This window comes from Ruegeria sp. CH8, from assembly GCF_056536985.1.
The window spans coordinates 188,519-200,890 of the sequence record NZ_JBQFQR010000006.1; the positions used below are offsets into that span (position 1 = coordinate 188,519).

Here is a 12,372-nt window from a genome sequence, read left to right on the forward strand (position 1 = left end):
GTTCGTCTACACAAGGGAGGGAGAACCACAATGAAAGGCTTCATAAAGGGGTTCTCCCGACTGACCGAAGCGATTGCCGGCGGGATGCTGGCGGCAATCTTCCTGATCTTCCTTCTCCAAATTCTTCTGCGGTACTTCTTTACCCCCGCTGGCTGGACGCTTGAACTCATCGGCATCCTCTGGGTCTGGGTGATCTTTTTTAGCTGCGCCTTCATCGTGCGCGAGAGGGATCACGTGAAGTTCGACATCATCTACCTTTCGGTGCCGATGCGCGTGCGTCAGGTCTTTGCGATGCTGGCGGCCGCGGCGATTGTGGTCGGGATGCTCTACAGTTTCCTGCCGACGTGGGACTACATCGACTGGATGAAAATCCGCAAAACCTCGACTGTGCGCAATCCGTTCTCGGGTGAGAAGATACCGCTGCGCACTGTGTTTTCAATTTATGCGGTTTTTATGCTGGTCGTGGCCGCGCGGTATGGATGGCTGTTCTTTGACATCCTGCGCAATGGCCCACCTAAAACCGAGCTGGAAATGGTCGTTGGGTACAACGTTGTTGACGATCATCCCCGCGTCGACGGTGAAGACGACGAGGAAGCAGACAAATGAGCTTTGAACTTCTTTCCTGCCTTCTCGCGCTCTTTGTTTTGGCAGGCATCGGGACACCTATCGGCTATTCCATCCTTTTGGCCTCATTGGTTTATCTGGGCACGGCCGGATTGGACGTCGCCCTCGCGGGCGAGAAGATCCTGCAAGGCTTCTACAAAAGCACGATCCTGCTTGCCGTGCCTTTGTTCATCGTCGCCGCCAATATCATGAACGCGGGGTCGATCACCGACCGCCTGCTGAACTTCTGCGTCGCGGCGGTCGGGCGTTTCAAGGGCGGCCTCGGACACGTCAACGTAGTTGCGTCGTTGATTTTCTCTGGCATGTCCGGTTCTGCCGTCGCGGATGCTGCAGGGATCGGCAAGATCATCATTGAGATGATGACCAAGGATGGCCGCTACAGCCGAGGCTACGCAGCCGCAATCACGGCGGCATCGGCGACGATTGGCCCGATCATTCCGCCCTCGATCCCAATGGTTCTGTATGCGCTGGTCTCAAAGGCGTCTATCGGGTCGCTGTTCCTTGCTGGCATTCTGCCGGGTCTGATCATGGGCATCGTCCTGATGGCGATGAACTATTATCTGGCCGGAAAGCGGAACTTTGCATTGGAAGAACCTGTTCCGCTGCGCGAGTTGCCGGCTAAAACCGCCAACGCGTTCCCGGCGCTGCTGATGCCGGCGATCCTGCTGTACGGTATATATGGAGGCGTCACTACGCCGACCGAGGCCGCAGCAGTTGCTGCATTCTACGCTCTGCTACTGGCAGCGTTGTTCTACCGCGCGCTGACCTTCCGTGGCCTTTATCAAGTGTTCGTCGACAGCGCGCGCTCCTCCGCCGCCGTCGGGGTGGTCATTGGTGGCGCGTTCATTCTGAACTTCATCGTCATTCAGGAACAGATTCCACAGTCGATCTCGGCACTGCTGGAGGGTTCGGATGTTAGCCCGATTGTATTCCTGATCCTCGTAAACCTGCTGATCCTCGCGCTGGGATGCGTGTTAGACGCAACAACGATCATCCTGGTGATCGTGCCCCTGTTCATTCCAACCTGCGAAGCGCTCGGGATTGATCTGGTGCATTTCGGAGTGCTGGTCGTCGTGAACTCAATGATCGGTTTGATCACGCCGCCCTATGGCATTCTACTCTTTGTGATCAACGCCGTGACGGACATTCCGCTGCGTGAAATCATCTCGGAAATCTGGGCCTTTCTGGCGGTGCTCATATTCGCCTTGGTGATCATGATGCTGATGCCTGATCTGGTCCTGTGGTTGCCGCGTATGTTTGGATATCAGGGATAATGTGCCTCTCGGTTTCGACAACGTCGATCCCCGGTGATCTGGCTGAAAAGCTGAGTGCTATCGCTGACGCGGGATTCGGGGGTGTCGAATTACACGAACCGGATTTGACCGCTTTTGACGGGCCGCCATCGCAAATTCGGAACATTGCATCAGATCTCGGCCTGAAGATTTGCCTGCTACAACCCTTCCATAACCTTGAAGGCCAGTCTGGCAGCGGACGGGAGCGCGCCTTTGATCGACTGAAGCGCAAACTCGACCTGATGAGCGAGTTGGGAACGGAATTGCTGCTGATCGGGTCTGCCTTCGAGGTTGATGTCGCCGCGACCGAAGAACAGGTAATCGCAGATCTTGGCGAGGCGGCCAAAATCGCGAAAGAGATGGGTCTTCGTCTGGCCTTTATGGGCTTGCCATGGTCGAATCTTATTCACTCGGATGAGCAGGCGTTAGGCGTCGTTGAAGCAATCGACAGCCCTCATTTGGGGTTGGCCTTGAATTCCTTCTTCTCGCTTGCCGACGGGTCCAAACCAGCCCGCCTTCGGGACATTCCCGGAGAGCGGCTGTTCCATGTGCAACTGTCCGATGCACCCCGGCTTGAGATGGATATTCGCAGGCTCAAACGGCACTTTGGGCTTCTGCCGGGGCTTGGGTCGCTGAACCTTGCGGGCTTCGTACGGGTGCTGTCCCGTGCCGGGTACAAGGGGCCTTGGTCCATTGCGCGCGTCAACGAAGCAGCTCCTCAACCCGGTGGCCGAACACTGGCCGGAGACAGCTACAGGTCGCTGGTGAACCTCCTGGATGAGGTGTCGCGGACCGAGCCGGGAACTGATTTCGGTATCCCAGGCCTGCCGGAACGCGTTTATGCGTCAGGCTTCGAATTCGTCGAATTTACAGCTGATGAGGTAAGCGGCGCGCAGCTGGCAGACATGCTGTCAGCAATGTGCTTTCGAATGGAGCGAAAACACGTCACCAAGTCCGTCGAGCTGTGGCGGCAGGGCGCGATAAACATCGTTGTGAACACCGAAAAGGAAGGCTTTGCCCATTCGGCGTTCCTGGGTCACGGCCCCTCCGTTTGTGACATGGGGTTGCGTGTCAAAGATGCGGATCAGACGGTTCAGCGGGCGACCGCGTTGGGCGCGCCGGATTTCTCACAACCGGTGGGAACAGGGGAACTGGATATCCCGGCCATCCGAGGTGTCGGTGGCAATGTCGTTCATTTCATCGATGAGAAATCCGATCTGCACCGGGTATGGGATATCGAGTTCGAGCCGGTTGCGAAAACCAAAGTGACCCAGCCTGCCGGCCTGCGCCGCATCGATCATTTGGCTCAGACGATGCGTCACGATGAGATGCAAAGCTGGCTGCTCTACTACATTTCGACTTTCGAGATGGCAAAATCCCCTATCGTGAACGTCGCCGACCCGTCTGGTGTCGTGCAAAGTCAGGCTATCGAAAGTCCCGAAGGCGAAGTGCGCTTAAACCTGAATGGGGCAGTTGGGCGTCGAACACTGGCGGCGTCATTCCTTGAAGATGGCTTTGGGGCTGGTGTTCAGCACATTGCCTTCCAGTCGGATGATATTTTTGAAACTTCAGCCCAGTTGCTCAAGTCTGGCTTTCCCAGCCTGTCCATCCCGGAGAACTACTACGCTGATCTTCAAGCGACATTCGGATTGGATGACGATTTGGTCGCCCAATTGCGCAGGGGGAACATTCTCTACGATCGGGCGGCGGGTGCTGAGTATTTTCAGATATACAGCTGCCCCATCTTTACCGGCTTCTTCTTCGAAATTGTTGAACGCCGTATGGGCTATGCCGGTTATGGCGCGCGCAATGCACCCATTCGCCTTGCTGCGCAAAGCAAAACCCAGCCGGTGAAAGAGGTGCAGACGCAATGACCGCGCAGATGACAGACGATGAGCGCGCCGTTCGCCAATGGTGGCGTACCTCCATCATCGACATGAAGCCCGGACAGATCTCTTTTCGTGGCAACGCCGTAGAGGACCTGATCGGAAACGTATCTTTCCCGCAGATGATCTGGCTTATGGTGCGGGGCGATCTACCCAGCGACGCGCAAGCGCGCCTGTTCGAAGCCGCTTTGGTCGCAGGCGTGGATCACGGTCCGCAGGCCCCCTCGATTGCGGCTGCGCGTATGGCCGCCACCTGCGGGGTAGGTCTCAATAACGCGATGGCGACTGCGGTGAACATGCTGGGCGACGTGCACGGCGGGGCAGGAGAGCAGTGTGCAGAGCTGTACTATGATATCGCAGCTCGCATGGATTGCGGAGCATCGTTGAATGACGCAGTGAAGGACGGTCTGGACAGCTGGCGCGAGACCTATGGCAAGATCGTCTCGGGCTTTGGTCACAGGTTTCACAAACCTGTCGATCCACGCGCACCCCGATTGATGCAACTTGTTCGAGATGCGGCGGCAGAAGGCACAGTTTCTGGCCGGTTTGCCGATATCGGAGAAGAGGTTCAAGCCGAACTCGGTCGTCAACGAGGCGGTCGGCCAATTGCCATGAATATTGACGGCGCGACAGCTGTGATCTTCTGCGAACTTGGCTTTCCTGCGCCCTTGTCGCGAGGGCTGTTCTGCCTGTCCCGCTCGGTCGGAATACTCGCCCACGCTTGGGAACAGATGAACCAGGGTGGCCGCAACAAAGGGCCGATGCCCCCTAATTACTTACCCCTCTACGAAGACAGGAATGATGACACGTGAGACATCGAAATCCTTCCGGGTCGGCCTTATCGGCTGTGGTCGTATCAGCGATATTTATCTAAAAACACTATCCAAGTTCTCAAACGTTGAGGTCGTGGCTTGCGCAAGCCTTGACCCTTCGGAAAGCCGCACCAAGGCAGATCAATACGGTATCGCCAAGGCCTGTGCGCCAGATGGGGTGTTTGACGATCCGACGATTGACTGCGTTCTGAATCTGACAATTCCGGCGGCGCATGCCGAAATCAGCCTGCGTGCGTTGGAGGCGGGCAAGCACGTCTATTCCGAGAAGCCGCTGGTTATGGATCGAACGGATGGTAAGACGATTCTGCACATGGCCTCTGAAAAGGGGCTACTGGTCGGTTGCGCACCCGACACATTTCTGGGCGGTCGTTGGCAAACCGTTCGGCGCTTGATCGATGAGGGTGCCATTGGCAAACCGACAGGGGTTTTTGCCCATGTCGGTACCCACGGGACGGAACGCCACCATCCCAACCCGGATTTCTACTACCAGGCCGGTGGCGGGCCCTTGCTGGACCTTGGGCCATATTACCTGACCGCCATGGTTTGCTGCCTTGGTCCGGTTGACCGGGTCGCCGGAATGGCTCGGCGCACGTTCGACAAAAGGATGATCGAAAACGGCCCTCGCAACGGTGAATGGATGGATGTCGAGGTCGACACGCATTCCCTAAGCCTGCTGCAGTTCTCTTCCGGGGCTATAGGGTCGATGACCATGAGCTTTGACGTCTGGGATAGCGAAACGCCGCGGTTCGAGATCTACGGTGAAAAAGGCACCATCAGCATCCCAGACCCTGACCCGGTACATGGTGCCAACATCTTTCAGGGGGATGTCTGGCTGAAAACGCGGGAGACCTCGCGCTGGTCTCATCAGCCGCGCCCATCCGGTCGCGAAGGCTGGCAGGTGGTCGTCAACAAACACGGGTTCAATGAGGACAGCCGTGGTCTCGGCCTTTTGGATCTGGCCCTGGCGGCGCAAGAAGGACGCCAACCCCGTGCAAGTGGAGCGCTCGCCTACCACGTTTTCGAGGTCATGGACGCGATCGAACGGGCACCAAAATTTGGCGCCTATCAGACGATAGAAAGCCGTTGCGCGGCTCCGGAGCCTTTGCCGGTCGATTTCCTTAACGATGAGAGGAAGGAATTGGTTCATGCCGATTGAGACACTCGACTTTGCGCAGCCATTCTTTCGCGTCCAGCACATAACTGACGAGCGCAGAATTTCTATCGAGGGTCGCGCCATCGTCCTTAACCTTGGGGGGCGAAATCTCTCTGTCGAGGATCAGACCATTGCACCGCTTTCCTCTGTGATCGTGCAAGACAGCACGCTTAGCGGCGTGGAACGTGCAGTCATTGTCCACGATTTCGACGCCCATGCCGATGACAACGAGTTGTTCGCATGGGTGAAAGATACATGGCCATCTGCTTTTGATGTTCGCCAAGAGGAGCGTTTACGCGGTGTCAGCCACTACATGTCGCCAAAGGTCTTTGTGGGTAACGTTGGGCTGACCATGTACCATTCCGGCTCGGTGCCGCTGAATGTCGGATTGCACAAGGATCATCCGTTCTGCCCGGTACCGGGGTTTCGCGAAGTGCATACACAAATCGTAGGCTTTGGGAAAATGCAGCAATGCCGTGAGCGGGATGTTGAATCCCTTTACCTCGAAGAATTCATGGCCCCCGGCACGACGCACAAACCGATGTATGACGCCGAAGGCAACTATCCCTGGCATCAGTACGAGACGATTACCCCCAGCATTTTCATGGCGGTGGAAATGCTGCCGGAAGGCGTACGGGTCCCGGAAATGGAGATTCAGAATGGCTGAGAGACTTTTTTCCGAAGACCTGAACTTTGACGGACCTTTCCCCCGATTGTCTCGCCGTTTGCGGCTGGGTGTTGTTGGCGGCGGACGTATCTCTGTCACGCAGGCAACGGCCGCGCGGATGACCGACCGGTGGGAGGTCGTCGCAGGAGCGCTCAGTTCTGACGCCATGCGAAGCAAGGCGCGCGGGGCCGAGTGGTTCCTGCCGGCCGACCGGTGCTATGCGTCCTTCGACGAGATGGCAAAGGCCGAGGCGGCACGCCCGGATGGCGTAGATGCCGTCATGATCACCACCCCGAACCACGTTCATTTCGAAGCGGCCAAAGCCTTTCTGGAGGCGGGCATTGACGTGCTGTGCGATAAGCCCCTGACCAACGAAGTCGCGGAGGCCGAAGGGATTGAGGAGATTACCGCGCGCACGGGACACATCTTTGCTGTCGGCTATGCGATGTCATGTTTTCCAGTAATCCGTCAGGCCAAACAAATCGTGGCGGAAGGCGGCATCGGTAAAATCAACCAAATCCACGTCGAGTTCATGCAAGACTGGATGACGCCCGATGATGTGGCTGATGCGCCCCACGTCAAATGGCGGCTGGACCCAAAGATTTCTGGTCCGACCAGCTGTGTCGGCGATATCGGCACCCATGCCGCGCATCTCGCCAGTTTTGTCTCGGGCCTGCCCTTGACCGACCTTCGGGCTGAGTTTCATGTCTGCGGCGCGCCAAAGCCTTTGGAAGACACAGCATTCATGTTCACCCGTTACCAAAATGAAGTTCCGGGAACCCTGATGGCGACGCGCCTTGCCCCCGGAAATCGGGGTGGGTTGCGGTTGCGGATATTCGGTAGCGAAGGAGGCCTCGAGTGGGATTTGGAGAATTCGGAGCAGCTGAAGTTCAATCGGTTTGGTGAGCCGGATCGTATCATCAGCCGAGGTCACGGGCATGGTATCGGACCCGGTGCGGAACGTTTGATCCGAACCGCGCGCGGCTTCCCCGAAGGGATTATTGAAGCCTGGGCTAGTCTTTATACTGAGTTCGCAATGGCAGTGGCCGCGCGCCGGGATGGTGTCGCGATTCCGGCCGATTGGCTGACCTATCCCAGTGTCAATCAAGGCGCAGACGGTGTCCGATTCATTGATGCCTCCGTGCGCTCTCACCAGTCCGGAGGTGACTGGGTCACTCTCTAAGGCTTTGCCAACACGAATGTAAAACACGCCCGGGCAGTTGCCCGGGCGCTTTCATTTCCTGTTCAGCATTAAATGTTGATATTTTTAAAAATATCAGATATTTTTTACTACGTGTGATGAATTTAAGATTCGCAGACACGTGGAGCTGTCGTTCATGGTGAAACCCGAAGAGACTGGCGCAAGCCCCTCTCTCTATTCCTTGGCGCATCTGACGCTGATCGGCTGTACGCCGCCCGAGTTGGTCTATATCGCCGCGCGGGCCAGGTACGATGCCGTCAGCCCCCGATTCATTCCGATGCATGTGCCCGGTGAATTCTCTCAATCTCCGATCGACAAGGCACAGGTGCAAGCCACCAAAACTGCTCTCTCTACCACTGGCTTGAAAGTCCTCGATGTCGAACTTGCGCGCATCACGGAAGATGTCGATCCGCGCAGTTTTGAACCTTCTCTCGAGATCGGTGGGGAATTGGGCGCTAAACGCATGATCATGAGCGCGTGGACCAATACCCGCGATGATCGTGACTTCCTGATCGACGTCTATTCGGAAACCTGCGAACTGGCGGCGCCCTACGGGCTAACAGTGGACTTGGAATTCCCAAGCTTCTCTCGCTTGCGCACTCTGGATGAGGCCCTGGATATTGTCCGCGCCTCTGATCAACCGAATGGCGGTATTCTGGTCGATACGCTTTATCTGCACCTCAGTCGCGTTGATCTGGGAGAGTTGCTACACGTCCCCTCGGAGTTGTTTCACTTCCTGCATATCTCCGATTGCCTGCCCGGGATCGCTGATACGCGAGAGGGTATGATCCAACTGGCCCGCGATGCGCGGCTCTATCCCGGCGAAGGCTGGATTGACTTCACCGGCATCATCGAACGGATGCCGCCCGTCGACTACTCCATTGAATTACCCAACCAAAGTCGCGTTGCCGAGTTGGGGTATGAAGAACACGCGCGTCGCTGCCTCAGCCACGCCAAACGAACATTCGGCGAGGCGCGGTCACAGCGTCGTATGCCCGATGCTGCAATTCCAAAACACCAAGAGGATCATCATGGGCAAAGAGCTCACTGAAAACGACCGACAACTCGCGGCCGATATGCTGGCGCGCGCCCGCGCTGCCATGGCCGAAATCGAGGATTGGGATCAGGGCAGGCTGGACCGCCTGTCTCAGGCCATTGCGTGGTATGCGGGTAATGAGAAAACCTTCACCCGTCTGGCCCAGCAAGGTGTGGACGAGAGCGGCATCGGAGATCGTGAAGGGCGCCCTGCGAAGCGCTTCAAGATTCACATGGTACTGCGTGATGTCTTGCGTACGCCCTCGACGGGGATCGTCGAAGTCGACGAAGAAAAGGGGCTCGTGAAATACGCCAAACCTGCTGGTGTCATCGCGTCCCTGATTCCCATGACCAATCCGGCAATGACACCACCCGTGACCGGTGTTTCCGCCGCAAACGCCCGGAATGCGGTCATCTTCAGCCCGCATCCGCGAACCGCCCATACCACCTTCGAAATGGTTGAAGTCATGCGCGCGGCCTGCCGCGCCGCCGGTGCCCCCGAGGACTTGTTTCAATCCATTCGCAAACCGTCGATCCCATTGACGCAACATCTGATGGAGATTTGTGACCTGACGCTGGCGACGGGTGGCAAGCCGATGGTCAAAGCAGCCTACAGTTCAGGGCGACCGGCGTATGGCGTCGGCGCGGGCAATTCGTCCATCGTCATCGATGAGACCGCCGACCTGGACATTGCCGCGCAGAACACTCGTATTTCCAAGACCTCCGACTTTGGCTCGGGCTGCTCGGCCGACGGCAACATCATCATCCAGCGCTCAGTTTACGACGATATGGTCAAGGCGCTTCAAGCCGAGGGCGGCTACCTGTGTTCGGACGAAGAGAAGGCCATGCTCGAAGCGGCCATGTGGGATGAGAAGGGAAACCGCACGTTCCCGACCATCGCCTGTCCGCCGCAGCAAACGGCCAAAGTCGCCGGTTTTAGCATCCCCGAAGATCGCAAGTTTCTGATGGTTGAAAATCAGGGGCAAATCGGCCCGCAACACAAGTTCTCTAGGGAAAAACTGACCACGCTGATGGCGCTATATCACTTCGACACATTCGATGACGCGCTGGAAACGGTCAGCCAGATCTACAACACCGGAGGTAAGGGCCATTCCTGCGGCATCTACAGCCACAATGACGATCACATCGACCGGCTCGCGCGTCTGGCTCCGGTCAGCCGCATGATGGTTCGACAGCCTCAGTCCAAGGCCAATGCGGGTGCCTGGACCAATGGCATGCCTATGACCAGTAGCCTGGGCTGTGGCATCTGGGGCGGCAACATCACCAACGAAAACGTCACCATGAAACACATGATGAACTACACTTGGGTCAGCCGTCCCATCCCAGAGGATCGCCCCTCGGAGCCGGACCTGTTCGGGGAGTTCTACGGACAGGAGGTCGCGTGATGGACGGAGCGAAACTGGACGGCAAAACCGTTGCCGAGCATATCGTCGATTTTCTCGAACGTCGTGAGGTCAAGCATGTATTTGGCCTTTGCGGGCACACGAACATCGCGGTTCTGGCTGCGCTGGCGGAAAGTTCCATCGATTTCGTCACCGTGCGGCACGAACAAATAGCCAGCCACGCGGCGGACGCTTATGCCCGCGTGTCGGGCAAGGCCTCGGTGGTGCTGTCCCATCTCTCCCCAGGGCTGACCAACTGCGCCACCGGGGTCGCAAATGCTGCATTGGACTGTATCCCGATGGTCGTGATCGCGGGCGATATTCCTACGCACTACTATGGCAAACATCCGCATCAGGAAGTGAACCTGCACGCAGACGCTGCCCAGTGGGAGATTTATCGGCCCTTTGTCAAACGTGCATGGCGCGTAGATCGGGCGGAACTGATGGCCGAGATTCTGGAAAAGGCGTTTCATCTCGCTGAAAGCGGCCAGCCTGGGCCGGTACTGGTCAATGTCCCCATGGACATCTTTTCAGAGGTGATCCCCTCGGACAGTTTCGACCGTATTCGCGACAACACGCGCGCGCTCAAGAAACCGTCGATTGACGACGAGACAGCGCGTGAAATCATTGAGACACTCGCGCAGGCCGAAAACCCGGTCGCTTATGTCGGCGGCGGTATCCTGTTGGCGCAGGCCAGCGAAGAGCTGCGCGACTTCGTGGAGCATATGGGCTTGCCCGTCGCACATTCGCTGATGGGCAAAGGCGCGTTGCGGGACGACCATCCGCTTGTGTTGGGTATGACTGGGTTTTGGGGCACAGAACTGGTCAACCAGTCCTGCCTGAATTCGGACTATATCTTTGCCTTGGGAACTCGGTTCAAAGAGGCAGATTGTTCCAGTTGGTATCCCGGCTATACGTTCAACATTCCCGGATCGAAGGTCATTCATATCGACATTGAGCCGCAGGAGATCGGCCGGAATTATCCCACTGAGATCGGCGTGGTCGCGGATGCCAAGGCCGCGTTACGTGTCCTCAACCGGGTTGCCCGCAAGATGTATCCGGACGGCTTCAACCGCCCCGCGCTGGAACAGAAGATTAAGGATTTCCGGACAGAATTCAAAGCGCGCAACGTGGAAATAGTGACCTCGTCGGCTTTTCCGATGATGCCCGAGCGTATTCTGGCAGATACCCGCAAGGCACTGCCTGAGGATGCCATCATCACCACGGACGTCGGGTGGAACAAGAACGGTGTCGGACAGCAATTCGATATCCTGACCCCCGGCTCAATACTGACCCCGGGCGGGTTCGCCACGATGGGTTTTGGCCCGCCGGGAGCGATCGGCGCAAAACTGGCAGCCCCTGACCGTGTGGTGATAAGTCTTGTTGGCGATGGGGGGTTCGGTCAAAACCCGTCGATGCTGGCAACAGCGGTCGAACTTGATCTGGGTATCATCTGGCTGGTTATGAACAACAATGCCTTCGGAACTATCGCCGGCTTACAAAAAGCGCATTACGGTCTGACCTATGGAACCACGTTCCCCGGATCAGCCGCCGCACCCGCAAACGGACCGGGCTATGCCGACATAGCGCGAGCCTACGGCGCGGAAGGGCACAGACTCAGCGCTGCCGACGAACTGCTGCCCGCACTGGAAGCGGCAATCGCCAGTGGCAAGCCAACCGTGCTCGATGTGCCAATGATCAACAACCCAACCCCAACGACCGGACATTGGAACATCTTGGACATATACTCGCCGGACAAAGAGGTGTCTCACGTCGCGACTTGACGAAACTGGGCGCGTTCAGACGCGCCCAGTTTCTTGTGTCAATGCTCATCCGTGTTCTAGCAAATATCAACAGCTTCGTCGCGGCGCAGGCTTCGTTTTTGTGTCTGAACTTTTTTGTTGGTTAGCTACTTTCACCGAAGCACGTGAGACAACGTCAAATTGCAATAACACTGAATTATGCGTGTTCTTAGCGTTCAAGTTTTCGCTCCCGCAGCGAATGGCAGGTTTGACGGGATGCGTCGCAGCATCACCAACAGGCAGCCAACGGCAGCTACGCGCGACTTTCGGCTCAACCTCGTTGCCTCAGTCTCCTCGTCTTTTAGATGTTTCATGCAGCTACGAGACGACTGTGCTTTGGCAGCCATTAAAAAAAAACCACCATTTCGGCTTGATTTGAAGGGACAGCGGAGAACCGTCGATACAACGATCTGAGCGGATGGCCCTCCTCAAGTTCTTTCAAACTGTGGTGTGTATATTGAACGAATTGATCGAGA

The 12,372-nt window shown here is 57.1% G+C and carries 10 protein-coding genes; all 10 read left to right on the forward strand.

What is annotated here, in order from left to right:
- Positions 1-30: 30 nt before the first annotated feature.
- The 10 genes from ACR0ER_RS09185 to ACR0ER_RS09230 all read left to right on the forward strand — a co-directional run bounded on the left by ACR0ER_RS09185 (position 31) and on the right by ACR0ER_RS09230 (position 11,878).
- Entirely contained in the window at positions 31-606 is a 576-nt protein-coding gene (locus tag ACR0ER_RS09185; protein ID WP_480768650.1) for a TRAP transporter small permease, read from the forward strand.
- The gene (locus ACR0ER_RS09190; protein ID WP_170400693.1) at positions 603-1,898 is read left to right on the forward strand and encodes a TRAP transporter large permease; all 1,296 of its coding nucleotides are present in this window, start codon (positions 603-605) and stop codon (positions 1,896-1,898) included. Before ACR0ER_RS09185 ends, ACR0ER_RS09190 begins: the two co-directional genes overlap by 4 nt.
- The gene (locus tag ACR0ER_RS09195) at positions 1,898-3,790 is read left to right on the forward strand and encodes a bifunctional sugar phosphate isomerase/epimerase/4-hydroxyphenylpyruvate dioxygenase family protein (protein WP_480768651.1); all 1,893 of its coding nucleotides are present in this window, start codon (positions 1,898-1,900) and stop codon (positions 3,788-3,790) included. The genes ACR0ER_RS09190 and ACR0ER_RS09195 overlap by 1 nt, the downstream gene beginning before the upstream one ends.
- Positions 3,787-4,614: a citryl-CoA lyase gene (locus ACR0ER_RS09200; RefSeq protein ID WP_480768652.1), complete on the forward strand. Its 828-nt coding sequence runs from the start codon at positions 3,787-3,789 to the stop codon at positions 4,612-4,614. The genes ACR0ER_RS09195 and ACR0ER_RS09200 overlap by 4 nt, the downstream gene beginning before the upstream one ends.
- The gene (locus tag ACR0ER_RS09205; RefSeq protein WP_247748107.1) at positions 4,604-5,791 is read left to right on the forward strand and encodes a Gfo/Idh/MocA family protein; all 1,188 of its coding nucleotides are present in this window, start codon (positions 4,604-4,606) and stop codon (positions 5,789-5,791) included. Before ACR0ER_RS09200 ends, ACR0ER_RS09205 begins: the two co-directional genes overlap by 11 nt.
- Positions 5,781-6,455, forward strand: a complete 675-nt coding sequence (locus tag ACR0ER_RS09210; protein WP_170353334.1) for a hypothetical protein — start codon at positions 5,781-5,783, stop codon at positions 6,453-6,455. Before ACR0ER_RS09205 ends, ACR0ER_RS09210 begins: the two co-directional genes overlap by 11 nt.
- Positions 6,448-7,638: a Gfo/Idh/MocA family protein gene (locus tag ACR0ER_RS09215; RefSeq protein WP_480768653.1), complete on the forward strand. Its 1,191-nt coding sequence runs from the start codon at positions 6,448-6,450 to the stop codon at positions 7,636-7,638. The genes ACR0ER_RS09210 and ACR0ER_RS09215 overlap by 8 nt, the downstream gene beginning before the upstream one ends.
- A 154-nt stretch (positions 7,639-7,792) precedes the next feature.
- Positions 7,793-8,707, forward strand: a complete 915-nt coding sequence (locus ACR0ER_RS09220) for a sugar phosphate isomerase/epimerase family protein (RefSeq protein WP_480768654.1) — start codon at positions 7,793-7,795, stop codon at positions 8,705-8,707.
- Positions 8,688-10,097 carry an aldehyde dehydrogenase family protein gene (locus ACR0ER_RS09225; protein ID WP_480768655.1) on the forward strand — a complete coding sequence of 470 codons (1,410 nt, stop codon included), beginning with the start codon at positions 8,688-8,690 and terminating at the stop codon, positions 10,095-10,097. The genes ACR0ER_RS09220 and ACR0ER_RS09225 overlap by 20 nt, the downstream gene beginning before the upstream one ends.
- Entirely contained in the window at positions 10,097-11,878 is a 1,782-nt protein-coding gene (locus ACR0ER_RS09230) for a thiamine pyrophosphate-binding protein (RefSeq protein WP_480768656.1), read from the forward strand. Before ACR0ER_RS09225 ends, ACR0ER_RS09230 begins: the two co-directional genes overlap by 1 nt.
- Positions 11,879-12,372 lie beyond the last annotated feature (494 nt).